Origin of the sequence: Actinoplanes sp. NPDC026670, from assembly GCF_040638175.1 — a bacterium.
GTDB lineage: Bacteria > Actinomycetota > Actinomycetes > Mycobacteriales > Micromonosporaceae > Actinoplanes.
Genome location: NZ_JBEZXU010000010.1, coordinates 176,916 through 201,919 on the forward strand (window position 1 = coordinate 176,916; position 25,004 = coordinate 201,919).

The following is a 25,004-nucleotide window of genomic DNA, read 5'->3' on the forward strand; positions in this document are numbered from 1 at the left end:
TGGTAACAAATCCGTAACGCAGTCTTCCTGGCGATCCGTGTGACCGGTCACACTGCCAGGGCGCGTCCAGGTGACCGGTCACATGGACTGGCGTCTCTGTGCGTACCGGATCGGGAGTGGGGAGAATCTGTGAATGGGCTTGCCATGCTGGCTGCGGGGGTCACGCTTGCGGCCGGGGTCCTGTCGGCGCCGGCCGCGGCCGGCGCGGCGGCGGCCGATGTGCTGAGCGTCGACTTCGGGCGGAGCACCGGTGAGTTCCGGGGCGGGGCGACCGGGACGCTGTACGGCTTCGGCGACGACGGCGCGCCGACCCAGGCGCTGATCGACGGCGCGCACATCACCAACACCTCGCAGAAGGCGCCCTACGGCACCCAGCACCCGAGCGGCGACGCGATCAAGGTGGAGGACGGGTTCTTCCACAAGCACGGCAAGGACATGTACATCTACGTCCAGGACTACTACCCGGACTGGCCTTACCACGGCGGCACCCGCCCTGGTGACACCAGCCCGGCGAACGGGATCTGGGACTACCTCGAAGTGGTCGAGTTCGTGACCGAGGCGGTCGCCACCACCTCGAAGCGTCCGCAGGACTACGTGTTCATCCCGTTCAACGAGCCCGACGGCGGCAACTGGTACCCGAACTGGGGCAGCCAGAAGGACACCTTCCTGGCCGACTGGAAGGCCACCTACGACAAGATCCAGCAGGTGTACGCCCGGCACGGCCTCGGCCACGCCCGTATCGGCGGCCCCGGCGACACCCGATGGCAGCCGGAGCGGTCCGCCGACTTCCTCACCTACGCCAAGGAGAACAGCGTCCTGCCGGACGTGTTCATCTGGCACGAGCTCGGCATCGACAACCTGCGCACCTTCCGATCGCACTACACCGAGTACCGGGCGCTGGAGAAGCGGCTCGGGCTGGCGCCGATGCACGTCAACATCACCGAGTGGGGCATGCTCCGGGACATGGGCACTCCGGGCCAGCTGGTCCAGTGGCTGTCCATCATGGAAGACCTCAAGATCGACGGCCAGACCGCCTATTGGGCGTACGCCGGGAACCTCAGCGACAACAGCGCCCGCACGAACTCGGCGAACGCCGGCTGGTGGATGTTCAAGTGGTACGGCGACCTGGAGGGCAGCCGGACCGTCGCGGTCACGCCGCCCGCGCTGAACACCGTCGACACGCTCCAGGGCATCGCCGCCGTCGACAAACGCAACAAGCGCGCCACCGTCCTGTACGGCGGCGGCGCCGAACCGGTCTCGCTGCGCCTGTCCGGCCTGGACCGGGACGTCTTCGGCAAACGTGTCGACATCGAGGTCCGCGAGATCACCCTGTCCGGCGCCGAGGGTGTCGCCGGCACGCCGCGGGTGGTGAAGGTCCTCGACGGGGTACGCCTCGACCGCGGCGCCGTCGACCTGGACGTGCCCACCTACGACAGATACGCCGCCTACCAGGTGCTGATCACCCCGGAGCAGGACCGCACCCCGGTGGCCGCCGCAGTCTGGAGCACCTCGATCGAGGCCGAGAACACCGCGCTCACCGCGGCCACCGTCTACGACCAGGACCCGCTCGCCGGCGGCGGCTGGAAGTTCCTCGCCTCCGGCAGCCGTGACGTCGGCTCGTTCAACCGCCCCACCTCGAAGGCCGAGTGGACGGTCACCGTGCCCCGCACCGGCCGCTACCGTTTCCAGGTGATCGGTGGCGCCCCCGGCGTCCCCGGCCGGCACGCGCTCTTCGTCGACGGCGCGGACCCGCGGATCGTCCAGTACACCGCCGACCTGGCCCTGACGAACGTGCAGCGCTGGCAGTACCGCGGCAGCTCCGAGCTCACCGTCCCGCTGACCGCGGGCACGCACACCCTGTCGCTGCGGGCCAGTCTCGACGGCGTCGCCGTGCTGCCGAACTCGGACATCACCCTGGACAAATTCCTGCTCACCGACGTCACCGACGGTGAGCCCACCGCCTACCCGGCCTCGACGCTGCGCTACTACGGCGGCGCCCACGTCACCTACGACAAGGCGAAGGCCCGCGGCCACGCCGAGATCCGCGGCAAACGGCAGCGCGCCGACGCGTACGTCCAGGCCTGGGAGACCGGCTACTACGACCTCGGCCTCGACTACCGCAGCACCGGCCGCACCGACGTCGACGTCACCGTCAACGGACGCCAGGTCGCCACGGTGGCGGCGGCCCGGGCCGGCGCGTGGCGCTCGACCGTGCGCCTGCACCTGAGCCAGGGCGTCAACGAGATCGAGATCCGCTCGAAGCGTGGCGTCCTGCTGCAGCAGCTCACCACCACCCGGGTCGCCGCCGCCGACACGGCCGCCGTCACGATCGAGGCCGAGGACACCATCCGGCACGGCGCCGTCAGCGTCACCACGCACGCCGCCTCGTCCGGCAGCAACGCCTCCGGCGGGAAATCCATCGGCTACGTCGGGCTCGGCGCCGGCAACACGTTCGAGATCGTCCGTGGTCCCGGTTTCGACAAGCCCGGGCCGTACGACGTAGCGGTGTCCTATGCCAACGCCGAGCTGGGTGGGCACCACGACTACAACCCGCAGGTCATCGATCGGCGGCTGGAGGTCACCGAGACCGGTGGCGACAGCGCGCACGGGTACTTCCGGTACACGTACGCGTGGAACAGCTTCCTGGAGAAGACCATCCCGATCACGCTGACGACCGCCGGCGGGTCGCTGATCTTCGGCAACCCGCAGGCGTACGCGCCGGACGTCGACAAGATCACCATCGCCCCGGCCGTCATCGGGACGCCGACGACCACGCCCCGCCGATAGCGTCACCACCCGGACCAGGCGGGAGCCTCTCCTGCCTGGTCCAGCTCGACCAGCCGGTGCCGGTGAGCAGTCGCCAGGCGGCACCGGCCTCGGCGCCGTAGCGGTGGCCGTGACCAGCGGGCACGTCCTGAGCGGTCAGCAGGTCGCCGGACACCTGCCAGAACGTGACGATCGGCCACCAGCGGACCTGCGGCAGGACCCCGTCGCCGCGACGCTCGCGCAGCCAGTCCGGCCGGTGCGACAGCAGGCCGGGTGACCACCACACGACCGGATCGGTGGCGTGCTGGAGAAAGACCACGCGGGGGTACGCCGTACCGCCCGCCGTGGACAGGCCGGCCAGGCCGGTGGCGAACCGGATGTCCGGCCGGCCGGGCAGCGCCGGTGCGATCTCGGTGCTGGCCGGGCTGCGGCCGGCCAGCAGCCGTTCGCGCAATGGGCCCGTGCTGGGTGGCCCGCTGATGAGCGCCCCGTCGACCTCGTCGAGCAGGCGGTCCACGCTGCCGAACGGGGCCTGGACCGCGCGGGCGCCGAGACTGTGCCCGTAGACGAGCAGCTTCGGCCGGGTCGTGGCGGGCATGGCCGACCAGCCGCGCCGGACCTCGTCGATCAGGTCGCCGGCGGCGGTCTCGGCGCGTTCGGGTTCGGCCGCCAGCGACAGCCAGCTGGGCAGCGCCGAATACTGGATAGCGGCGACCGCGGTGTCCCCGTCGAAGGTGTCCTCCAGGGCGGCCAACGTCGGCTCGTCGATCCAGCCGCTTCCGGTCGGGATCACCAGGCAGAGCACCTGGCGGGCGAACGCGCCGGTCCGCTGGAGTTCTGCGACGGCCAGGCGGGCGCGTTCCTTGCTGGTCGATGCGGTGCGCAGGCCCACATAGACCCGGATCGGCGGGCGTGCGTGCCGCACCGCGAGCGCGCCGGTGACGAAAGCCCGGCCCTCCCGCCCCAGCGTGGCCCACGGCACGAGCGATGCCGGACTGCCCGACCGGGTCGCCTCGGCCGGTGCCGCCAGGTCGGTGACCCGGCTGTCCAGAAGGGTCGAGAGGGCGCCGAGCGGCTGCATGCAGACCAGCAACGCGAGCACGACCAGAGTGGCCGCCGCGGGATGGCGCCGTCCCCGAAGAGCGAGGCCCGTCGTTCCGCTCCATCGTCCCCGAAGAGCGAGGCCCGCGGTTCCGCTCCATCGTCCCTCAGGGATGAGGCCCGTCGTTCCGCTCCAGCGTCCTGGAGGGGCGAGGCGCACTGGAGCGGAACGGAGGTTCCGAGGGGCGAGGCCCACTGGAGCGGGGCGGCCGTCCCGAAGGGCGAGGCCCGCCGGGCTGGGACGGTGTTCCCGGACCGGGAAAGTCGCCCTCCCGCCGCGGCGCACCAGGCCGGCGACCGCGAGCAGGGCGGCGAACACGGCCGCCGCGGTCGGTAAGGCGCCCACCCACGTCATTGCCGACGGGCCGTCCACCCCGACCATGGCGCTGACCTGCTGCTGCCAGCGCCAACCCTGACACGCCGCCAGGATCGTCGACGGCACGGCCGCGCTGGCGAAAAGGGACCACGCTCGGCCTCCGGCCCGCCACCGCGGCAGCACGAGACGCGGCAGGCAGCCGAGGGCGTATCCCGTCGCCGCGCACAGGCCACCGACGACGCCCTGCACGAACCAGCTGCGCGGCAGCAACGACGGTGTGAACGACAGGCACAGCAGGACGGTCGCCGCGACGGAACCGGGCAGGTCGAGCCGGGGGAGACGGGCCGCGGGCATCGGTCAGGCCCCGCCCAGGCGGAAAAAGATCATCGGGTTGTGGTCGCCGCGGTGCACCGGCTCGGTCAGGCCGAGCTCCCGCCGGACGGCGAGGATCTCCGCGTGGACGGCCGGAGCGGCGGCCCGCGACGCCGTGAAGTGGCCGAGCCCGCGGGCCGCTAGCCAGTCGAGCACCACCCGGCCCTCGCTGAACCGGCCGGCCCGCCGCCCGTGGTAGACGTCGTGCACGCTGACCGGCACGTTCGGGCGCAACTGGGGCAGCAGACCGGTGGTGTACCAGCGGGCGAACGGTGCGGTGTGCGCCGCGTCGATGAACAGGTAGTCGATCAGCCCCGGCGTGAGGCCGGCCTGCCGCACGTCACCGTGGTGGAACGTCCAGCGTCCGTCGGCGAGTTCGGCGGGCACCGATCGCCGGGCATGATCGACGATGTCGTACGACCGGAGCTCGCCCCCGCCGTTGTCGCGCAGCGCCCGCAGCAGCCAGGTCGTCGACCAGCCGTGGAAGGTGCCGATCTCGGTCACCATGCGTGGCCGGTGACGCCGGACCAGCAGGTAGGTCAGTTCGGCCTCGATGTCGTCGAGTTTCGGGTGCAGCCGTGGCCCGCCCGGCGCCAGCAGGGCCCGCTGTGCGGCTCGCGCGGCGGCCAGATCGGCGGCGTAGGCGCGGTACAGGTCCACCGCGTCGGCCAGGGTGAATGGGGACAGTACGGGGTGGACCTCGGTCATCGTGGCTCCTCCGGGTTGTCGGTCCGGAGAGTTTCGCCGTCGGAAGGGGCCGAGGTCGTCGCCCCGGAGAGCCGGATCCGGCGTAGCTCCACGGAGCTACGTCCAGCTGGCGGTGCTACCGCGAGCCGGCGTGAAGGACGACCAGGAGCCGCGACTGCCGCCGCGAGTCAGGTGCGCAGGACGACGAGGAACTGCGACGAAAGCCGCGAGTCAGGTCCGTGGGACGACGAGGCCGGCCTCGTAGGCGGCGATGACCGCCTGGGCACGATCACGCAGGCCGAGCTTGGTGAAGATCCGGCCGACGTGGGTCTTGACCGTCTCCTCGGCCACCACCAGCCGGGACGCGATCTCGGCGTTCGACAGCCCACCGGCGATCAGGGTCAGGACCTCGGTTTCGCGTGCGGTGAGCGCTGACACCACCGTACCGCTGGGGGTGCGTGGTGCCGGACGTGCCGAGAACTCCTCGATGAGACGGCGGGTGACCGACGGCGAAAGCAGGCTCTCGCCTGCCGCGACCACCCGGACCGCCTGCGCCAGATCGGCTGCCGAGGCGCCCTTGAGCAGGAATCCGCTGGCCCCGGCGCGCAGCGCCTCGAAGATGTACTCGTCGAGCTCGAAGGTGGTCAGCATGATCACCCGCGGCCGGCGCCGGCCCGGCGGGACGTCGAGGATCCGGCGGGTCGCCTCCAGCCCGTCGATCACCGGCAGGCGGATGTCCATCAGGATGACGTCCGGGTCGTGCTCGCGGGCGGCGGTGACGGCCTGCCCGCCGTCGGAGACGTCGGCCACCACGACGATGTCGGGCTGGAGCCCGAGGAGCACGGCCACACCTTCACGGACCATCGCCTGATCGTCGACGACCATGACCGTGATGCTCACTGAACGACTCCGACCGTGACCCTGGTCCGGCAGCGTAACATCGGCGACGTGGCAGAGGGCGAGGATGATCCGGCGCCGCCCCGCAAAGGGTTCTGGCGCGTCGCGCGGGTCATCGGCACCGCCGTCCTGTGCATCCTCGCCGTCATCGACACCGCCGTGTGGAACGCGGAGGCCGACGCCGCCTTCTGGCCGCTGGTGATCCTCGTCCCGAGTGTCGCGGCGGTGCTCTGGCCGGTGTCCCGGCGGCCATCCTGGCTGACCCCGGAGCTGCGTGCCGCGGTCCCGGCGGCCGGCTCTCTGGCGTTCACCATCGGTAACCATCTGTCCGGTGGGCCGCAGCTCGGCGGGCCGGGGGAGGCGCTGGCGCTGCTGTGCCTGCTGCTGATCACCGTCCGTAGTGCCCATCCGGCCCGGCTGGCCCCTGTCGCATCCGTGGTGGCGCTCGCGGTGGTGGCGCTGCCGCTGCGGCAACGCTCCGAGGATCCGGGAGTCCTCGACGACCAGTTCGGTGTGGTCGTGGTGCTGGCGCTGCTGGCGGCGATCTTCTCCGGCCTGGGCGGCTATCTGCGCACGATGGACGAACGGTACCGGCGCCGCCGGGTCGCGCTGGTCGACGCACGTCGTGCCGAGCGGCTCGCGATGGCCGCCGACCTGCACGACTTCGTGGCCCACCACGTGACGGGCATCCTGGTGCAGGCGCAGATGGGGCAGGCGGTGCTCACCCTCCAGCCCGAGCGTCTCGGCCCGATCCTGGTCGGCATCGAACGCGCCGCGGGGGAGACGCTCGAATCCATGCGGCGTACGGTCGACGTGCTCCGCACCGAGCCCGGCACGGCGGCGGACAACAACCGGACGGCCGGTGACCTGGCGGCGCTACCGGGTCTCGTCGACGGCTTCAGCCGGGCCGGGCCGGTGGTGACGCTTCTGCCGTACCCCGAGGTGCCTGCGGATCTGCCGCACGAGGTGCAGGTCGCCGCGTTCCGGGTGGTGCAGGAGGCGCTGACGAACGTGCGACGGCACGGCGCCGACGCCAGCGAGGTCACCGTCGAGCTGCGTCACGCCGCGCACCGGCTCACCGTCACCGTCCGCGACAACGGCACCGCCCCGGCGGCGCCGGATGTCGCACGCGGCACCGGTTTCGGCCTCACCGGCCTGGACGAGCGGGTGACCGCCCTGGGTGGCCGCCTGACCGCCGGCCCCCGCCCCGGCGGAGGCTGGGACCTGACCGCATCGATTCCCGACCGCCGCGGTTGACGACCGCGGCGCGGTAGACCCGCCGCGATCTCGTGAGGTTGCGGCAGGGAACCCAGAGCTGGCCCCTACGATCGGCGTGTGCGCGTCGACCGGCTGACCACCGACCGTGCCGCCGCCGTGGCCGTGTCGGTCGTCGCGGAGTTCGGCCTGGTCGCCGAGACCACGACAATTCTCCAGGAGTCGAACCGGATCACGATGCGGCTGCTGCCGTGCGACGTGCTCGCCCGGGTGTCCCCGGCCGGGGCGGCGGCCGGTTTCGAGGTCGAGGTCGCGCGACGTCTGGCCGCTGCGGGGAGCCCGGTGGCGGCCCCCGACCCGCGTGTGCCGCCGCGCGCCCACGAGCGCGACGGGTTCGAGGTCACACTGTGGACCCATCATGAGCCGCTGGCCGGGCCGATCCCGGCGGCCGGCTACGCGGCGGCGCTCCACCGGTTGCACGCCGGGATGCGGGATCTCGACGTCGCCACGCCGCACTTCACCGAGCGGGTCGAGCAGGCGCAACGTCTCGTGGCCGACCGCGGGCGTTCACTCGACCTCACCGACACCGACCGGGAACTGCTCGACCGCACACTGCGGCGCCTGCGCCGAAGGGTCTCCGGAAGCGGCCACGCCGAGCAGGTCCTGCACGGTGAGCCGCATCCCGGCAACCTGCTCCGGACCGGCGACGGCCCCCTCTTCATCGACCTGGAGACGTGCTGCCGGGGTCCGGTCGAGTTCGACCTCGCACACGCACCTGACGAGGTCGGCGACCACTACCCGGGAGCCGACCCCGACCTGCTGAACGACTGCCGGACCCTGACGCTGGCGATGGTCACCGCCTGGCGCTGGGACCGCGACGACCGTCTCCCGGACGGCCGCCGCCTCGCCGCCGAATGGCTCACCCGGCTCCGGGCCGGATGACCCCGCTCACGAAGCGGCGACGAAGGCGCGGATCTCGGTGGCGCAGGTCTGAGGCTGGTCCTCGGGCAGGAGGGTGAAGCCGTCCGGCACCTCGACCAGCCGGCCGCGTGGCAGGGCCTGCGCCAGGCGTGGGCCGTTCGCCCGGCGCATCATCCGGCTCTCCGGGGCCCACAACACCAGGCCCGGCCGCTGGAAACCGCCGAGCTTCGCCGCCACCTGGAGATACTCGCCGGGCCGGGTGGAGCGCAGGTATTTGAGCAGGTCGCGACGGATGTCTGCGGAACCGAGCGCCGGCGCCAGCCAGGCGTCCATGATGTCGTCGGGAACCGGGCGCTTCGACATCTGCCCGAAGTTGACCGGGGCCCGGCGAAGGCCCCGGACCCGCAGCGTCTGCAACGCGATCAGGGTGGCCCCGGGAACCTTCGACGACACATACAGCAGCCGGCCCGGCACCCCGGGCGGGAAGTTGTCGAACGACTCCTGCGGCAGCAGCACGAGCCGGGCCAGCCGCTCGGGATGGTGGGCGGCGACCACCTGCGCGCCACCCCAGTCGCAGCCGACCAGGGTGACCTCATGCAGGCCGAGCTCGTCGAGGAACTCCGCGACCAGCGCCGCCAGTCCGCGTGAGCTGACATCGGCGTCGGGCCGCAGCGGGATGCGATGCGCGCCGAGCGGCACCTCCAGCACCACACAGCGATGATCGACGCGCAGATCGGCGACGACGTGCCGCCAGAGGGTGGCGCCGACGAACGCGCCGGTGAGAAAGACCAGGACCGGTCCGTCGCCACCGGTGTCCGCATACTCGACGACACCGGCGGACAACTGCGCGTTCAGCATGCGAGCCCCCGTTCGCCCTGACATCGAAGCCTAACGCCGCGGCGGCAAGGTCAGAAGTGGACGGCGGACCTGGGCTGATCACCAGCGGAACAGTTCGTCCTCGGCCTCTCGTTCGGCTTTTCGGGCGCGTTTGCGGTCGCGGCGGGTGGGTTTGCGGCGCAGGCTGGACGGGTGGGGGCGTTCCGGGCGCCGGGAACCGGGGCGCCAGTCGAAGCCGACCGGGAAGTCGAACGTGAAGCCGTTGTGGGCCCACAACAGCAGCAGGGTGATGCTGAGGATGCCGCCGCCCCAGCCCAGGCCGGCCAGACTGTCGCCGAGACCACCCCGGGTGTCACAGGGGCGGATGTTCTCCGGCTTGGTCGAGTCGATCTCCACGCACACCTTCGTGCCGACGGCCGGATTCCCGGGGAGGCCGCGCAGGGCCGTCCGGTAGCCACGGTCGTTGTAGGCGTACGAGATGAAATGCTTGTCGTCTTCGAATGTTCCTTCGATTCTCAGCTCGACGAAAGTGCCGTCGAGCCGCACGGTGTGCGCGTCGATCCCGCGTTGCACGGGAATCTGCTGCACGACGCCGACCACCTCGGAGATCACGCCGATGGTGCAGATGATGGCGAGGATCCAGAGGAACGGGGTTATCCGACCGAGGAATGACACGGCATCGATGGTCGCAAGTCCCGGCAAGGTCAGCCGGCGAGGGCCTGCCGGGTGGCGTCCACGAACGTCCAGAACGCGGGCAGCGTGGAGTTCTTCCGGCCGGCCCGGGTGTTGACGCCGAACATCTGCGTACGCAGTGGGGTGGTCATCTCCAGTTGGGCGCCGGCGCCGGTCAGGGTGCGGTTGACGATGTTGGCCGGGTCGTCGCCGTTGAGATCGGGAACCGAGGCCGCGTCGATCGCCTGGACGCCGGCGGCCAGATAGGCCTGGAGCAGCGCCGCCTTCAGGGTGGTGTCGCGGCCGCCGACCAGGACGGCGGCGGCGCCGGTGGGCAGGCCCGCCTGCTCCGGGGTGCAGCCGTGCAGCGACACCGCCCGGCGGCTGCCGGCGACCGTCGCCAGCGCGGCCGGGTCGTCGCAGTGAGACGAGGTGACGTGCAGCTTGCCGTTGCCGGTGGAGAGCAGGCCCTCGAACAGCCAGTAGTCGTAGACCGGCCCGCCGGTGGCGCCGCCGGCCGGGTGGTAACCGGCGACGGCCAGGCACAGCTCGGACGTCCCGACCTCGATGCCGCCGCCGTGCAGCGCGACGATCACGGTGTCCGGGTAGGCGGCGCCCGGCGCCTCGGTGTCGTCGAGCGCGGCGTGCCGCCGGAAGCGCCGCGAGTAGTGGACTCCCTCGGTGAGCTCCGGGTCTGCGTAGAGCGCACTGTTCGACGGATAGAAGTCGGCGGCATGGGCGGGCCGGGCGCCGGCGGCGACGGCGGCGGGGATCGCGGCAACGCCGACTGCGGTCAGGACACTACGACGAGTGAGCACGGATCGGATGATTCCACACCTGGAGGGTTACCGGCTGCCCCGCTAAACCCGGGGTTCAGGCGTCCGATCACCCGTGGCGAGTCGTACGGCCCGGGGTCTGGAATCCCGCTACCGGGCGGCACCGGTACGGGTACTCGACAGGCAACCGCCACCCTGGAATCTCTTTCACATGCCCGGCCGACACGAGGCCGGACAACAGGGGGAGAGATTTTTGCGACGCGCCAAGCTGCCGATGTTCCTGACAGCTCTGACCGCCGTAATCGCGGGTGTCACCACCGTCCTGGCGCCGACCGCGGCGTCCGCGGCCGGAACCGGTGAGAACTGCACCACCGACGCCAACCTCGTGCCGTCCTGCGGCGTGTTGTGGGGTGGCGCGGCCGGTGGGTTCACCAGCAAGCCTCGTGACCTGGAGCACAAGAACTGGGAGAAGCTGAGCGGCCGGACCGCGACGATCTTCCACACGTACCACAAGGGCGACGAGCCGTTCCCGACCAAGGCCGAGATCGCCATGACCAACGATCCGGCCAAGCCGCGGGTGCTGCTGCTGAACTGGAAGATCGCGTACGGCTCGAACTGGGCCAAGGTCGCCAAGGGTCAGCAGGACAAGCGGATCGACGCGTTCGCGCAGCGCATCAAGGCGTACGACAAGAAGGTCTTCCTGGTTCTCAACCACGAGCCGGAGAACGATGTCGTGGCCAAGAAGGGTTCCGGCTGGGAGGCGAAGGACTTCGCCGCCATGTACCGGCACACCATCCAGCGTCTGCGGGCGCAGGGCGCCGACAACGTCGTGAACGTGCTGGCCTACATGGGCAACGAGAAGTGGATGGCGCAGTCCTGGTGGAAGGACCTCTACCCGGGCGACGACGTGGTGGACTGGATCGGCCTGGACTCGTACGTCTCGGTGGAGAAGGGTTACTACCACTTCGGCACCTTCGGTGACCTGCTGGACCGTAAGCCCAAGGGTGGCGGCCTCGGCTTCTACGAGTGGGCGACCACCAAGCACGCCGGCAAGCCGATCATGGTCGCCGAGTGGGGTGGCTACCACCGCATCGGCCGGACCACCGACAAGTCCGCCGTGTACGACAGCGTGCTGCCGCAGCTGGCCAAGCGTCCCGCGATCAAGGCGATCGTGCACTTCGACACCAAGAACGACGACGAGGGCAACCGCGACATCAGCATCGACAGCACCAAGGCGTCGCTGGCCGCGTTCCGCAGGCTGGCCGCCAACCCGATCTTCAACGTGAAGCTGGGCTGACACCTTCGAGCCGCCACCCCATCGCGGGGTGGCGGCTCGCTCTCATTTCGCCGATCTTGTGGAGTGCGGTGGGACAGAGGGTGTGCCGGAAGTCCCCAAGATCGAGGTGGGCGGCGACCGAGTAGCAGCGTGAAGGCGGCGAGGGAGCAGACCACCATGGTGGCGCCCATGGCGGTCGCGGTCACATGGCCGGACAGGCTCATCGCGGCGGCGGCGAGGCTGCCGACCAGGAACTGGAGCAGGCCCTGTAACGACGAGGCGGCGCCCGCGGCGGAACCGTGGCCGGCCAGGGCCAGCGACGTGGCGTCGGCGAGCACGATGCCGAGCATCGACACCACCGTGAACAGGGAGATCAGCAGCACCGGCAGCGGCAGCGCCAGGACCGCACTGGCCAGGACACCGGCCGAGCCCAGGGTGGCGACCGCCAGGGCGACCCGCAGCAGCGTGTGCTCGTCGGCGACCCGGCCCACCAGCAGGCCGTTGACCTGGCCGAACACCACGATGCCGAGGCCGTTGACGCCGAACACGACGCTGAACTGCTGGGCCGTCAGCCGGTAACCGTCCTGGAGGACGAACGACGAGCCCGAGATGTACGCGAACACGGCGGCGAACATCAGCGCGGCCGCCAGCACATACCGCAGGTAGTGGCGGTCGGTGCCGAGGGTGCGGAAGGTGCGCAGGGTGGCCCGCGGATCGGCCGGCGCCCGGCGGTCGGCGGGCAGCGACTCGGGCAGCGTGAACGTGACCGCGACCAGCAGGATCACGCCGACGGCGGCCAGCACCTGGAAGACCGCCCGCCAGGTGGTGAAGGTCAGCAGCTGACCGCCGATCACCGGCGCCACGATCGGGGCGACACCGTTGACCACCATCAGGGTGGAGAAGAAGCGGGTCATCGCGGTGCCCTCGAACAGGTCGCGGACGACGGCCCGGGCCAGGACGGTGCCCGCGGCCGCGCCGAGCGACTGCAGCACCCGGCCGGTCAGCAGCCAGCCGACCGAAGGGGCGAGAGCGCACCAGAGCGACCCGGCCACATACAGCGCCATCCCGATCAGCAGCGGCCGGCGCCGGCCCCAGGCGTCCGACAGCGGGCCGACGATCACCTGGCCCACGGCGAGGCCGACGACGAACACGGTCAGCGTGAGCTGCACCTGGAGCGCGCTGGTGTGCAGCTCACCGGCCATCCCGGGCATGGCCGGCAGGTACATGTCGATGGTGAGCGCGCCGAAGGCGCTCAGCGAGCCGAGCACGAGAGCAAGCTGCGTCCGGCGCTTTGTTATGTGCACATAATTATCCTTGCATAATCCACTACGGTAGGGCCATGCCCTCTGACGACGCCGTGCTGGCCGACCTGGCCGACCTGATCCTCAACGTCGGCCGGCTGGTGCGCGCCCGGACCCCGGAGGACGCCCCCCACGTGGTCCCGATGACTGAAACCGAACGGCAGGTCATGCGGGTGGTGGACCTCTACCCCGGGGCGGCGCCCAGCGAGATCGCCCGGCGCACCAGATTGCAGCGCACCAACGTCAGCACAGCGCTTCGCGCCCTCGAGAGCAAAGGCATGATCCTGCGTACGGCCACCGCCGGCCGTGGCGTCGCGGTGCATCCGACCGAGCTCGCCGAGACCAACCTCCAGGTCCTGCGGGAGGGGTGGACCAGGGAGCTCGCCGGGGTGCTGGGCGACGACATCGAGGCGGCCCGGCAGTGCGCCGACCTGCTCAGCCGGCTCGAACGCCACCTCACCTCGTGACGGTCAGGCCCGTCTGATCGCCGACGCCGGGGCCATCACGATCCGGGGCTTGGCGGCCGGATCCAGCCAGCGCAGCAGGTGGACCAGGTTCGCCCGGCTCACCGACACGCAGCCGGCCGTCGAGCCGCTGCCACTGGCGTGCAGGAAGATCGCCGAGCCGAGACGCGTATCCGCCCTCTTGGTGGCCACGTACTGCTTTCGGGTGGCGTCCCACCGTACCCCCGAAGGTCGGTTGAAATTGATCACGACGGCGTGGGCGTATTGCCGGGGATAGGCGGCGAGGCGCTCCGACTGCGAGATGCGCCAGGTGCGGGTCTTCGAAGCGGACGGCTGGAAGAGGTTGTACGTCTTCGCGTCCCGGTTGTCGCCGGCCCAGTAGTCGTTGCCGTCGACCTTGCGGTACGGCAACCGTGTCCCCGGGTCGGCCCGGACCCCGAAGGCCTGGGTCAGGGTGAAGGTCCCGGCCGGGGTCTGACCGGTGTCCTGGCGCCGGCTCGCAGCCCACTTCCAGCCGCCGTAACCGGTGCGGGCGTTCATCGTGGCGAACCTCTGCCGCCAGCGGCCGTCCGTCCCACGCTGATAGGCGCGAACCGTGGCATACGTCGACGTCCAGCTCCGCCCGGACACCGCGATCACCTGGCGGGCGTCGCCGACATGCGCGAGCTCGTCCGGCAGCGCGGCGGCCGCCGGCGTGCCCGGCCCGAGCACCGCCGCCACGACGAACGCGACCAGCACCGCAACACGCCTCACGGCCGTCGCCCCGGGCGCATTGCGGAGGCCCGCCGGGACGGTTCCGGCATCATGGGCGGGTCCGGTCGAGGCTGCGGGCGTCGGTGACCCGGCGGGCGGCGTAGACGTCGCCGGAGCGGGCGGTGGCTCGCCACGGGCGGGCCTTGTTGAGGGCGGAGTCCAGGTCGGGGTCGGTGCGGTCCAGGTCCACGCAGATCACGTCGGGCCGGTCCGGGTCGGCCCGGCGCAGCAGGTAGCCGTGCGGGCCGATCAGCGCCGACGAACCGGCCGGGGCGCACTGGGCGGGCACGGCGACACCGACCCAGTAGTTGTGGGCGGCGGCGTGGCCCCGGGCGATGATCTCGAAGATCGGGTCCTCGGAGTAGGTGGAGAACAGCACACAGTCCACGCCGAGATCGTGCTGCTGCCGCCACAGCTCCGGGAAGTTGACCTCGATACAGAGCAGGCAGCCGAACCGGAACCCGTCCACCTCGAACGTGCACACGTGCTCGCCCGGGGTGTAGAGGCCGGAGATCTCCGCGTGGGAGAGCAGGCGCTTGTCGTACCGATCGATCATCTCGCCCTTGTCGTTGATCACCCACAGCGAGTTGTGCGGCAGGTGATCGCCGGTCAGGCGGTGATTGCCGCCGATGACCGCCCAGACGCCCAGGTCACCGGCGAGGGCCATGGTGGCGGCCAGTTCGTCGTCGACCGGCGCCCAGTCGATCCGCCAGCCGCGGTAGTGGGGTTTGTCGGCGCCGGCGTACCCGGTCAGCGCGCCCTCGGCGAACTGCACGAGACGGGCGCCGTCGCCGGCCGCCCGCCGCAGCGCCGCCCTGATCGCGGCGCCGTTGGCGACCGGGTCGACGGTGACCGTCGTCTGCGCGATGGCGATGCGGATCGGTCTCTCCGTTCACTGGCGGGTATCGGGCCGCCGCCCAGCCTGCCCAGTTCCGCCGCGGATGGGAAGATGCGGACGGGAAGACGGTGCCGGGAAAATCAGCTCAGGGTGGCGCGGGCCTCGGCGACCCGGGCCGCGGCTGCGGTGTCGCCGGTGGAGTTGAAGATCATCTCCTGCCACTCCATGACGGCCACGACGTTGCGGCGCACGCCGTCGTCGAACGTGGCGAAGGGTGCGAGCTGAGCCACGATGCCGGTCAGCCAGCCCGACGCGTCGAGAGCGGCCGGCCACAGCTCCTGCTCGGCGTACCGCTGGCCGAAATTGATCACCGCGGTCAGCCACTCCAGCCCGAACGTCGCGAACTGGTGGCGCATGTTGAACTCGCCCTGCTGCGACGCCCACACGAACAGGGCGTGCGACTCCAACCCGACCAGGCGTTCCGCCGAGCCGCTCGTCTCCAGTTGCAGCTTGCCCAGTACCGCGCCGTAAGCGGCCGCGACACCCGTGCTCACCCGCATGGCCGGCACCAGCAGCCGCACCTCGGTCGGTGGTGCGGTGAGAACGCTCAGATAGCGGTCGTTGCCGGACTCGGTGAGCACCGACGCGAGAGTCGGCAGGCCGTCACGCACCTGCGCTACCTCGTCCGCCGACGGCGCGACCGGCCCTCCGGACACCATCCCGGCCAGCCACTGCGCCGCCTCGGCCAGCTGCCGGCGGCCGGCAGCGGTGTGCACGATGGCGGCGACCTGCCCGGCCAGCCCCAGCGTGCCCGCGTCGACCGGGGACAGCTGCAACCCGTCGCCGGGTGCCAGCCCGCCGATGATCTCGCGGAGCGCGAAGTCGGCCGCGCCGGCGATCAGGTCGGGGTCGCCGCCGATCATCAGCTGCACATGGGCGGCGTGCGCGACGATCCGGGCGACGGCGAGCCGGGCGGGCGAGCGAAGCGGCCCGGTGGCCAGGTCGAGGCAGCCCAGCACCGCCTGCTGCACATCGGCGACCGCCGACAGGGGGCGGCCGGCCTGGGCGTGCACCCTTGCCCGGCGGATCACCACGTCGGCGACGAGCTGGGCCACCTCGACGCTGTCGCCGAGCCCCCGATAGGTGGTCTCGGCCTCGTCGAGCGTCGCCGCGGCCTCGGTGAACTGGCCGGCGCCCCGCTCGAGCTCGCCGAGCGCATACAGGATCGAGCCGAGCTCACGGGCCGCGGCCGTCGACGACGCCGCCGGCCCGCGCAACCGCCCGGCAGCTGCCCGCAGGTCCTCGATGTCGGTCATCGGCACTCCTCAGGGCCGCCACCGCAACGGCCTCGAGGATCATTCTGGTCGATGCGAGCCAGTCACCAGTCGCGCCACGCGTCGGTCAGCTCGGCACGGTCCCGGCCGGCGCGGGCGGTCAGCGCCGCCACATCCACCCCGGCGCTGGTCAGGACCACATCGAGATACTCGGCGAGGTCCTCACGCTCACCCGTCTCGATCGCCCCGAACGACTCGTCGGCGACGTTGAGCCCCACCACGGCCCGCTCCACCGCGGCCCACACGGCCTCGTCGGAACTCTGGTCGACGTCGGCGACCTCCTGCTCGTAGGAGGCCAGCACGGTGTCGACGGCGGCGGTGAACGCCACCGGCCACAGCTCGGCGGCGTACGCCTTCTCCGGCGCGAGGGTGCCCGCGGCGACCTCGGCCTCCTGCGCGGCGATCCGGTTCCGCCAGCGCACACTGGGTCGTTCGATCATGCCGGGAGAATAGCGGCCGGGTACGACAGTCTGTTCGTCAGATTTACCGATGTGACTGGGCGCGGTGCCGCCGGCCAGGACGGCGCGCGGCCGCCGACCGTCGCGGCGATCGGACCTGTCGGTTCCCGCCTGCTGACGTCCCGGTCACAGTTTCCACAGTCGCACCGTGGAGTCCGTTGCGCCCGCGCTGATCAACATCCCACGGGTCCGATGGCAGCCCCAGACGAACGTCGACACCTCGCCGCTGTGTCCCTCCAGTTCGATGGTGCGGGAGTTGTCGAGATCCCACACCTGGATCGCTCCGCCCGCGGCGGACACCGCGAGGTAGGTGCCGTCGGCGCTGAAGGTGGGGTTGGCGTCGTCCGCGGGCGGGAGCGAACTGACCAGGCGCGGCCCACGTGCGCCGGTCCTGGCGTCGTAGAGCGTCAGACGGCCGCTGTTCCAGCCGGCGATGACCGTCCCGAGCGGGTTCTCCAGGTGGCCGCCCCATTCGACGTGCCCGCCGGGGCCCAGTTCCTGCGCCGTGACCGAGTTCCAGGCCATGGTGTCGCCGTTGTCGGAAGTCACCACGATCGGAGGCGGATTGCCCTCCCGGTCACCGGGGCGGGGCGTCCACGCATCGAGATCGTCGGGATCGCCGGGCAGGTCGATGGTGTGCCGCACGGCGCCGGTCCGCGCGTCGACGATGTCGACCCGTTTGTCCGGCGCCCCGGCCGACCGGCGTCGTGCGGCGACCAGGACCGGGTACGGCGAGGTGCGGTACAGGGAGTGGTCGTATGTGTTCGTCAACGGTGATGACGCAGGGCCGCCCACCGGCAGGATCCGTAGTGTGCCGTCGTTCGAGTCCTGCTCCGCGGTCTCCACCAGCAGCGCGGGCGTACCGGGGACGAACTCGACGTCGAGCACGTCCTCGTCGAGTGTCCAGGAGTCCCGCTGCCGGGCGTCCGCCGTGTTCCAGACGGTCACGGTGCGGTCGTCGTCGGACTGGTTCTCCCTGGTTCCGCTCGAACCGGCGAGCCAGGTCCCGGTCGAATCGAAGCGCAGTTCCGACTTGGTCTCCCGATAGACCTGGTCGGCCGAGCCGGGTTCCCGGTACAGCAGCGGGGCCGATGTCCCCAGCGACAGGTCGAAGAGCCTCGCACCGTTCCTGGTGCGCACCACCATCCATCGCCCGGACGGATCCAGCAGTGCCTCGTTGGGGCCGCCGCCCGGCTCGGCGATCACCTTCGCCGTGGCGTGGTCGTCCCCGATGTCCCATATCTCGAGCGAGCCGTTGTCCTGTCCCGCCAGCACGAACCGCTGCGGAACGAGGTCGACGGGTGCGCCGTCGGAGTCGTACTCGGGCGGAGCGGAGTCGCTGAGATCGGTGGCGAAACGGCCGTGGATCGAGCGGGCCGGTCCGCCGGAGGCGGCGTAGACGGTGAGTGTGGCGTCGGCCCGCCCGTCGGTGGCGGACAGCATGCCTACCTGTTCGCCGCCGTTCAGGAGCATCACGGCCGCGGGTGGGCGCGGGGTGCCGAGCGGTTCCCAGCCCTGCGCGGCCCAGCGCCACGCTCGTTCGCGGGGCTCGGGATCCGCGTTGGGACCGACCGTCGACGAGACCTTGTCGTGCACGATGAACAGCAGACCGCCCGGGTTGAAGTAGTGCTGGATCTCGTTGCCGGCGGTCTCGATGAAGTAGGGGCGGGCGTCGGGTTCGAGTTCCCCGTCCAAACGCCACAGCCGGATGCCGTCGTCCGAGGAGACGGCCAGGTTCAAGCCGTCCGGGCTGACCAGGAGGTCGTAGGCGGCGGTGCCGTAGGGCAGCCGCAACACGGTGTCGGCGTTGTCGCGAGGCGCCACCGTCAGCGGAACGGCGAGCGTGCCCAGGAAGGTCAGGATCAGCGCCGGTACGAGTACCCGGCGCCGCCGCCGGGCCCGCGCCTGAGCCGCCTCCACCTCGGCGCGGTATGCGGGTGACTGATCGTCGGCGAGCCGTTCCTGAAGTCGCAGGTGCCGGAACTGGTAGGTCCCGCCGACCTGCCGTAGCAGTTCGTGCGTGCAGGCGTCCTCGAGCAGTCCAAGAATCTGCCAGGGCAGGACGCGTCGGCCCGCCAGAACGGCCCGGGCGATCTGGAAGCGGAACCACGCCCGGGACGCCAGCATGCAGGCGCAGGTGAGCAGACCGGGCACCACGATGAGAATCCATATCGCGACCGGCCACGACGGGAAGAGACCGGGCACGGCATCGGCGAGACGTGCGCGGGTGATGTCTGGCAGCCGGGCGCCCCGCAGCCAGCCCGCGCCGCCGGTCGTCCAACCGTAGACGACACTGCCGAGCACGACGGTCGTCAGCATCAACGGGGCGAGAAGCAATGCGACGACGAGCCCGCCGGCGGTCGAGCCGACGAGCGTCGAGTCACGGTCCTGGCGCAGCACGGCCCGTGGTGAGTCCAGCCGGGCTGAGGCGGGCGCGGCCGATAGCCAACGGTGGACCGCGACCCCGATGGTGACCGCCACCAACAGCGCTGACCCGAGTCCCATCGATCCGAGGAACAGAGACGTGGTGGAGGTCGACCAGCCGTCGACCACCGTGATCGCGATCGCGGAGCAGAAGGCGAATGGGACCCAGACCAGAATGGCCGAAATCGGCGCCGGTGTGACAGCGATCGCCTCCCGAATCGTCGCCGGGGAGAACGGCCGGACCGGCAATCGGCTGGGCGGTGTGGCGTCGACCGACCAGCTGAGCATGATCAAAAGCAGGAACATCGAACCGACCAATGTGCCGATGGTGAGACCCGCATCCCTGGTTCCGCCGCCGGCCACGAAGCACGACCAGGTGGCGATCATCATCAGGAGGCCGGCCACCGTACCCAGAACGGTCCCCGTTCCGAAGCGGGACAGGAGGTAGGCGAAGTCCCACCAGCGCAGGTCACGCTCCTCCACGTCGTAGAGGTAGCGGGCCAGGAACCGCAGATAGCGCGACGCTTTCTCCTTCGGCCATCTGCCGGGCGGCGGTCGGTTCGGCTCCGTTCCGTCCGGCTGCGGATAGGCCGCGTCGACCAGTTCGTCCAGCAGCCGGTTCTCGACGGCGAGCCGCGAGTCCAGTGCCGGGTCGAGTTGCTCGCGCGGGTCGCGGCCGAGACGCCCGTACACGTCGCGGGCAATCGAGAGCATCAGCGGTGTCGAGTAGGCGAGGGCCAGCGGCGCACCGGGCCGTTCGATCTCGGTGAGGACCTCAGCCCAGGCCAGAGCCTCGGTGGGCGACGTCGGCGTCAGGTATGCGACGGCCTCGCGGGGGCGGATCGGTAGAACCCGGATCACGGTGGCCTTGCGCAGTGGCGGTGCCCCACCCTGGATCAGGTCCTCGTATTCGACCAGGCGGCAGGTGACGACGAGTGGCCGGCCATGCAGGTTGATCGCCTCGTTGACGGCGGTGGCGGCGGTGCCTCGCGACATTTCGGGGATCTCGTCGAGGCCGTCCAGGATCGGCAGCAGGCGGCCGGTTTCGAGTAGTCGCCGGGGATGTTCGGGGTTGCCGCCGTAATGCGCCCGGGCCAGGGCGTCGACCAGGAACTCGTCGAGGGTGGCGCCGAGTGGATTCCAGGACGCGACCGAGACCAGGGCGGGCACGGCTTCGTCGATGGCCCGTGAGTTCAGGAGGCCGACCTGGAGGGTGAGGGCCAGTACCGATTTCCCGGCGCCCGGCTGGCCCAGTACCACCAGGCTGCCGGTCGGATCCTTGCGGAACAGTTCGGCCAGCCGGCGTGCCGCGTCGTCGAAACGCATCCGGATCCGCTGCTCCGGCCGGGTCTCGTCGACCGGAACTCCGGGGGCGCCCGCTTCCACCTCGGTCCAGGCGATGGGTAGGAGGCCGGACTCCGCGAGGAGCTTCCGGTCGGTCACCTCGGCTCGGCATTTGTGTTTGAGGATGTCGGCGAGTTCGGTGGCCAGATCATCCGTGGACGGACCGGGCGCGAGGCGCTGCCGGCGCCGGTCCGCCGAGTCGCCTCTCAGCGACAGCCAGGCGGTGAGCACGCCGAGTGGTCCCCACAGGTCGAACTGGCCCTGTGCGACCTGGGCGATGATCCAGACGATCGAGCCGCCCGCCAGCAGGAAGGCGGCCAGCCGGGCCAGCCGCAGTTTCCCAGTCGACTCCGGCAAGGCCACCTCCAGTGCAGGTCACGCGTCGTAGCGTCACCGTCACCTTAGGAGAGTCCGATGGGGAGGTCGAGGGCCGCGCGGAGGCGTCCGTCGCCGGGACGCCTCCGCGACGATCGGTCTCAGAAGCCGGGGAAGACGGCGCGTAGCTGGTCGAGGGTGATGTTGCCGGTCACGTCGGCGCCGGCCGGGGTGTGGGTGGGGGAGAGGCGGCCGTACAGCAGGCGCAGTGCGGCCTCCAGCGAACCGGTGAACGTGGCCGTCGCCGGCAGGGTCTCGGTGGTGAGGCGGACCGAGTCGTCGATGACGATGCGGTACGGCGTGCCGCTGATCTCCACGACGGCCGACTCCGGGGCCTCCTTCGGCTTGCCGATGAACCCGAGCAGGAAGCCCAGACTGCCGCTCAGGTGCTCGGCCAGGACCTCGGCCGAACCCGCGGCGACGGTGGCCGCCGGGTCGAGGCCGGCCCGGACGTCCCAGGTGTGCTGGGCGACCTCGCTCAGCCGCAGGGCGGTGAACGCGGCGAACGGCACCGGGTCGGGCAGGAACGTGCGGACGCGGAGGGTTTCGTGGTCGGACTCGGGAACCGACTCGAGGCCGGTGACCAGGGCCTCGTTGGCGGCGAGCGAGCCGGTGGCCTGGTCCTGGGGGCTCAGCGCGTTCCAGTGGTCCCACACGCCCTGGTTGAAGTCGGGACCGGGGGCGTCGGCCTCGCCGATCGCCGCGCGGAAACCGGCTCGGGTGATCTCGGCGCCGCTGCCCAGGTGGGACAGCACGTCGGCGACGGTCCACTCGGCGGCCCCGGACGGGCCGGTCAGCTGCTCTGCGGAGAGTGCGGGGACGAGGCCGGCGAGGTTGTCCTGTTCGCCGCGCAGGGCCGCGATGGTGCGGCCGGCAAGGGTCGTCATGCTCCCACCCTAGATCGGCCGGGGCGCCGGCCCGGCGGTTAGGGTGAGCGCCATGTCACCGGCGTTGCTCGTCATCGTGTGCGGGCTGCCGGGCAGTGGAAAGACCACCACGGCGCGGGAGATCGCTGCCGAGGGGCGGGGTGTGCGGCTCAGTCCGGACGACTGGATGACCGCGCTCGGCGCCAACCTGTGGGATTCGGCCATGCGTGAGCGGGTCGAGGCGCTGCAGTGGTCCGTCGCCGAGGATCTTCTGCTCGCCGGGAACACCGTCGTGATCGAGTGGGGAACGTGGGCGCGGTCGGAACGCGACACCCTCCGCACCCGGGCGCGTGAGCTCGGGGCCGGGGTGCGGTTGGTGTATCTCGACGTTCCGGACGAGGAGCTGTGGCGGCGCATCCGGGCGCGGGCCAGGGAGGAACCACCTATCCGGCGGTCCGACCTCGACGTGTGGCGCCGCCAGTTCGAGGCCCCCGACGAGCAGGAACTCAGCCGGTACGACTGAGGACGGCCTGCACGCTGTAGGTTCCGTCGGTGCGCATCCCGGCGGTCAGGCTGCCGCCGGCGGCTTCGGCGCGTTCGCGCATGCCGATCAGGCCGTGGCCGGTTCCGGCGCCGTGGTGGCCGGGGCGGGCCGGGTTGACGACGCTGATCCGCAGGCCGGCATCGCCGTGTTCGAACACCACGTCGGCCCGCCGGGCGGTGCCGTGTTTGCCGGCGTTGGTCAGCGCCTCCTGCACGATCCGGTACGCGGCCAGGCCGGCGGCGCCGGTCAGCGGCCGGGGCGTGCCGGTGCGGGTCACCCGGATGTCGTAGCCGGCCTGCCGGAACCCGTCGATCAGCGCGTCCACCTCGGCCATCGACGGGGCCGGGCGCAGGCTGTCCGGCGGGTCGTCGTCGGTGCGCAGCAGCCCGACCGTGGCCCGTAGCTCGTCGAGGGCGGCGCGGCTGGTGTCGCGGATCCCGGCCAGCGCCTCGCGAGCCTTGTCCGGGTGGGCGCCCATCAGGTGGTGCGCCACCCCGGCCTGCGCGTTGACCAGGGTGATGTGGTGGGCGACCACATCATGCAGGTCGCGGGCGATGCGGACGCGTTCCTCGCGGACCCGCAGGCGGGCGTCTTGCTCACCCTGGGCCACGATCCGGGCGAGCAGCGCCTGCCGGTCGCTGGCGGCCACCCCGAGCGCGACCGCGATCAGCACGTAGTTGGCCGGGAGCAGGTTGGCCAGGTCGAACAGGCCACCCGCCTGCCAGGGGAAGGCCGCCGCGGTCAGCACCCCGGCGCCGATGACCCCGGCGATCCAGGCGGTACGGCGGTCGCGCAGCGTGGCGAGCGTGAAGAAGGCGACGACCGCCGCCACGTCGACGAGCACGAGATGCCCGGCCGCGGACGGCAGGGCGGCCCCGGCCAGCACGGTCACGATCGTGACGGGCAGTGGGTGCCACAGCCGGAACAGCAGCGCCAGCGCGCCGGTCAGGATCAGGATCAGCTGGGCGCTGCTCGGTGAGCGCACCACCTGGCCGTGCTGGTAGGCGACCGCGGCCATCATGATCATGATGACGAGCAGCGGCGGCCCCCAGACCCGCCACGCGTACCGGCCGGCGCCGTTCACCTGGTGCCCGCCCGGACCAGGCCGTTCTCGTACGCGAAGATCACCAGCTGGGCCCGGTCGCGGGCGCCGGTCTTCATCATCGCCCGGTTCACGTGCGTCTTCGCGGTGGCGACACTGATCGTCAGACGGTCGGCGATCTCGGTGTTGGACAGGCCCGCGCCGACCATGGCGGTGATCTCCCGCTCCCGGACGGTCAGCTCGCCGAGCGCCGCCGCGACGGCCACCAGCGCCGGATCCGGCTGGGCCAGGAAGCGTCCGATCAACGCCGTCGTGGCGCTCGGTGACAGCAGCGATTCGCCGGCGGCCACCGTCCGTACCGCCTGGAGAAGGTCTTCGGGGTTGACGCCCTTGCCCAGGAAACCGCTCGCGCCGGCCCGGATCGCCGCCACCACGAACTCGTCGGTCTCGAAGGTGGTCAGGACCAGCACCCGGACACCGGCCAGATCGTCGTCGGCGGTGATCCGCGCGGTGGCCTCGATGCCGTCCATGTCCGGCATCCGGATGTCCATCAGGATGACGTCGGCGCGCGCCTCGCGGGCCAATGTGACGGCCTGCTCGCCGGTGCCGGCCTCGCCGACGACGTCGATGTCCGGTTCGGCGTCCAACAGCAGGCGGAACGTCGCCCGCAGCAGGGCCTGGTCATCGGCGAGAAGCACCCGGATCGTCACGTGATCATTCTTTCCCTCGGGAAAACGGCTTGGAATTCACTTTCGGGTACGTGCAGAGTCGAGCCGTGGACGACACCATCGCAGTACGGCATCGAACGCTGGCGGAGATCCAGGACGGACTCCACCTGGTGCGGCAGGCCCCGCGCGGCGCCGGCACCCTGGAGCTGGCCGTGCGCCGGCCCGACACCGACGTCCGGGAAGTGCTGGCCCAGGCCGAACTGGACCTGGTCGCCGGGCTGGTCGGGGACAGCTGGAGCAAGCGCCCGAGCTCCCGCACCCCCGATCACACGCCCCATCCGGACATGCAGCTCAATGTGATGAACGCCCGGTTCGTCGAGCTGATCGCCGGCCCGGACCGGGACGCCTGGGCGCTCGCCGGCGACCAGCTCTACGTCGACTTCGACCTGAGCTTCGAGGCGCTTCCGGCCGGCTCGCGCCTGGCGATCGGCGACGAGGCCGTGATCGAGGTGACCGACCAGCCGCACACCGGTTGCGCCAAGTTCGCCGCCCGGTTCGGCCGCGACGCCCACAAGTTCGTCTGGACCGACGAGGCGAAGAGCCTGCGTCTGCGCGGTCTCAACGCCCGGGTGGTCGTCCCCGGAACGATCCGGCCCGGCGACACGGTGCGGCTGCTCCCCGCCGCCGGCTGACATCTCCAGCAGCGGTTAGTCCAGCAGCGGTTAGTCCAGCAGCGGGGAGTCCAGCAGCGGGGAGC

21 protein-coding genes and 1 pseudogene are annotated in these 25,004 nt (G+C 71.3%); 7 read left to right on the plus strand and 15 right to left on the minus strand.

Going from position 1 to position 25,004, the window contains the following annotated elements; translation table 11 throughout:
- Positions 1–129: 129 nt before the first annotated feature.
- Positions 130–2,787, plus strand: coding sequence for a hypothetical protein (locus AB0E94_RS13005; protein ID WP_360325783.1), 2,658 nt, complete (start codon positions 130–132; stop codon positions 2,785–2,787).
- Here the strand turns inward: AB0E94_RS13005 and AB0E94_RS13010 are convergent.
- The 3 genes from AB0E94_RS13010 to AB0E94_RS13020 all read right to left on the minus strand — a co-directional run bounded on the left by AB0E94_RS13010 (position 2,753) and on the right by AB0E94_RS13020 (position 6,127).
- The gene (locus AB0E94_RS13010; protein ID WP_360325785.1) at positions 2,753–4,537 is read right to left on the minus strand and encodes an alpha/beta-hydrolase family protein; all 1,785 of its coding nucleotides are present in this window, start codon (positions 4,535–4,537) and stop codon (positions 2,753–2,755) included. The genes AB0E94_RS13005 and AB0E94_RS13010 overlap by 35 nt on opposite strands.
- Positions 4,538–4,540: 3 nt before the next feature.
- Entirely contained in the window at positions 4,541–5,263 is a 723-nt protein-coding gene (locus AB0E94_RS13015; protein WP_360325787.1) for a class I SAM-dependent methyltransferase, read from the minus strand.
- 210 nt (positions 5,264–5,473) lie between these two features.
- Positions 5,474–6,127, minus strand: coding sequence for a response regulator transcription factor (locus AB0E94_RS13020; RefSeq protein ID WP_360325843.1), 654 nt, complete (start codon positions 6,125–6,127; stop codon positions 5,474–5,476).
- 63 nt (positions 6,128–6,190) lie between these two features.
- On the opposite strand from AB0E94_RS13020, the gene AB0E94_RS13025 reads away from it, so the two are divergent.
- Positions 6,191–7,396 carry a histidine kinase gene (locus tag AB0E94_RS13025; protein WP_360325789.1) on the plus strand — a complete coding sequence of 402 codons (1,206 nt, stop codon included), beginning with the start codon at positions 6,191–6,193 and terminating at the stop codon, positions 7,394–7,396.
- 78 nt (positions 7,397–7,474) lie between these two features.
- The gene (locus tag AB0E94_RS13030; RefSeq protein ID WP_360325791.1) at positions 7,475–8,296 is read left to right on the plus strand and encodes an aminoglycoside phosphotransferase family protein; all 822 of its coding nucleotides are present in this window, start codon (positions 7,475–7,477) and stop codon (positions 8,294–8,296) included.
- A 6-nt stretch (positions 8,297–8,302) separates the two neighbouring features.
- On the opposite strand, the gene AB0E94_RS13035 is transcribed toward AB0E94_RS13030, so the two are convergent.
- The 3 genes from AB0E94_RS13035 to AB0E94_RS13045 all read right to left on the minus strand — a co-directional run bounded on the left by AB0E94_RS13035 (position 8,303) and on the right by AB0E94_RS13045 (position 10,602).
- On the minus strand, positions 8,303–9,133 hold the full coding sequence (locus AB0E94_RS13035) for an alpha/beta hydrolase (RefSeq protein ID WP_360325793.1): 831 nt from the start codon (positions 9,131–9,133) through the stop codon (positions 8,303–8,305).
- Positions 9,134–9,211: 78 nt separating this feature from the next.
- Positions 9,212–9,787, minus strand: coding sequence for a hypothetical protein (locus AB0E94_RS13040; protein WP_360325794.1), 576 nt, complete (start codon positions 9,785–9,787; stop codon positions 9,212–9,214).
- A gap of 29 nt (positions 9,788–9,816) precedes the next feature.
- A complete protein-coding gene (locus AB0E94_RS13045; RefSeq protein WP_360325796.1) occupies positions 9,817–10,602 on the minus strand; it encodes a poly-gamma-glutamate hydrolase family protein in 786 nt (261 codons plus the stop codon).
- 211 nt (positions 10,603–10,813) lie between these two features.
- Between AB0E94_RS13045 and AB0E94_RS13050 the strand changes: the two genes are divergently transcribed.
- Positions 10,814–11,857: an endoglucanase gene (locus AB0E94_RS13050; protein ID WP_360325798.1), complete on the plus strand. Its 1,044-nt coding sequence runs from the start codon at positions 10,814–10,816 to the stop codon at positions 11,855–11,857.
- A gap of 146 nt (positions 11,858–12,003) precedes the next feature.
- Here AB0E94_RS13050 and AB0E94_RS13055 read toward each other — a convergent pair.
- Positions 12,004–13,140, minus strand: a pseudogene (locus AB0E94_RS13055) (multidrug effflux MFS transporter); the annotation flags it as partial.
- Between the two features lie 35 nt (positions 13,141–13,175).
- Here AB0E94_RS13055 and AB0E94_RS13060 point away from each other — a divergent pair.
- Positions 13,176–13,604, plus strand: coding sequence for a MarR family transcriptional regulator (locus AB0E94_RS13060; RefSeq protein ID WP_360325800.1), 429 nt, complete (start codon positions 13,176–13,178; stop codon positions 13,602–13,604).
- A 3-nt stretch (positions 13,605–13,607) separates the two neighbouring features.
- Here the strand turns inward: AB0E94_RS13060 and AB0E94_RS13065 are convergent, their stop codons facing one another.
- From AB0E94_RS13065 to AB0E94_RS13090, 6 genes are all read right to left on the minus strand, one after another.
- Positions 13,608–14,354 (minus strand): L,D-transpeptidase family protein, encoded by a 747-nt coding sequence (locus AB0E94_RS13065; protein WP_360325801.1) that lies wholly within the window; start codon positions 14,352–14,354, stop codon positions 13,608–13,610.
- Positions 14,355–14,403: 49 nt separating this feature from the next.
- Entirely contained in the window at positions 14,404–15,234 is an 831-nt protein-coding gene (locus AB0E94_RS13070) for a carbon-nitrogen hydrolase family protein (protein WP_360325845.1), read from the minus strand.
- A 98-nt stretch (positions 15,235–15,332) separates the two neighbouring features.
- A complete protein-coding gene (locus tag AB0E94_RS13075) occupies positions 15,333–16,508 on the minus strand; it encodes a hypothetical protein (protein ID WP_360325803.1) in 1,176 nt (391 codons plus the stop codon).
- Between the two features lie 62 nt (positions 16,509–16,570).
- Positions 16,571–16,966 (minus strand): hypothetical protein, encoded by a 396-nt coding sequence (locus AB0E94_RS13080; protein WP_360325804.1) that lies wholly within the window; start codon positions 16,964–16,966, stop codon positions 16,571–16,573.
- A 144-nt stretch (positions 16,967–17,110) separates the two neighbouring features.
- Positions 17,111–21,109, minus strand: a complete 3,999-nt coding sequence (locus tag AB0E94_RS13085) for a hypothetical protein (RefSeq protein ID WP_360325806.1) — start codon at positions 21,107–21,109, stop codon at positions 17,111–17,113.
- A gap of 119 nt (positions 21,110–21,228) precedes the next feature.
- Positions 21,229–22,014, minus strand: a complete 786-nt coding sequence (locus AB0E94_RS13090) for a maleylpyruvate isomerase family mycothiol-dependent enzyme (protein WP_360325808.1) — start codon at positions 22,012–22,014, stop codon at positions 21,229–21,231.
- Positions 22,015–22,066: 52 nt separating this feature from the next.
- On the opposite strand from AB0E94_RS13090, the gene AB0E94_RS13095 reads away from it, so the two are divergent.
- Positions 22,067–22,516 (plus strand): AAA family ATPase, encoded by a 450-nt coding sequence (locus AB0E94_RS13095; protein WP_360325810.1) that lies wholly within the window; start codon positions 22,067–22,069, stop codon positions 22,514–22,516.
- Here the strand turns inward: AB0E94_RS13095 and AB0E94_RS13100 are convergent.
- Positions 22,500–23,621 carry a histidine kinase gene (locus AB0E94_RS13100; protein ID WP_360325812.1) on the minus strand — a complete coding sequence of 374 codons (1,122 nt, stop codon included), beginning with the start codon at positions 23,619–23,621 and terminating at the stop codon, positions 22,500–22,502. The two genes, AB0E94_RS13095 and AB0E94_RS13100, sit on opposite strands and share 17 nt — an antisense overlap.
- Positions 23,618–24,289, minus strand: a complete 672-nt coding sequence (locus AB0E94_RS13105) for a response regulator transcription factor (protein ID WP_360325813.1) — start codon at positions 24,287–24,289, stop codon at positions 23,618–23,620. Before AB0E94_RS13105 ends, AB0E94_RS13100 begins: the two co-directional genes overlap by 4 nt.
- Positions 24,290–24,354: 65 nt before the next feature.
- On the opposite strand from AB0E94_RS13105, the gene AB0E94_RS13110 reads away from it, so the two are divergent.
- The gene (locus AB0E94_RS13110; protein WP_360325814.1) at positions 24,355–24,939 is read left to right on the plus strand and encodes an MOSC domain-containing protein; all 585 of its coding nucleotides are present in this window, start codon (positions 24,355–24,357) and stop codon (positions 24,937–24,939) included.
- Positions 24,940–25,004 lie beyond the last annotated feature (65 nt).

Excerpts from the sequence above, each read along its gene's own strand:
- AB0E94_RS13075 (WP_360325803.1), bottom strand. The coding sequence starts at position 16,508 with ATGACCGACATCGAGGACCTGCGGGCAGCTGCCGGGCGGTTGCGCGGG.
- AB0E94_RS13010 (WP_360325785.1), bottom strand. The coding sequence starts at position 4,537 with ATGCCCGCGGCCCGTCTCCCCCGGCTCGACCTGCCCGGTTCCGTCGCG.
- AB0E94_RS13015 (WP_360325787.1), bottom strand. The coding sequence starts at position 5,263 with ATGACCGAGGTCCACCCCGTACTGTCCCCATTCACCCTGGCCGACGCG.
- AB0E94_RS13020 (WP_360325843.1), bottom strand. The coding sequence starts at position 6,127 with ATGGTCGTCGACGATCAGGCGATGGTCCGTGAAGGTGTGGCCGTGCTC.
- AB0E94_RS13035 (WP_360325793.1), bottom strand. The coding sequence starts at position 9,133 with ATGCTGAACGCGCAGTTGTCCGCCGGTGTCGTCGAGTATGCGGACACC.
- AB0E94_RS13090 (WP_360325808.1), bottom strand. The coding sequence starts at position 22,014 with ATGACGACCCTTGCCGGCCGCACCATCGCGGCCCTGCGCGGCGAACAG.
- AB0E94_RS13095 (WP_360325810.1), top strand. The coding sequence starts at position 22,067 with ATGTCACCGGCGTTGCTCGTCATCGTGTGCGGGCTGCCGGGCAGTGGA.
- AB0E94_RS13060 (WP_360325800.1), top strand. The coding sequence starts at position 13,176 with ATGCCCTCTGACGACGCCGTGCTGGCCGACCTGGCCGACCTGATCCTC.
- AB0E94_RS13080 (WP_360325804.1), bottom strand. The coding sequence starts at position 16,966 with ATGATCGAACGACCCAGTGTGCGCTGGCGGAACCGGATCGCCGCGCAG.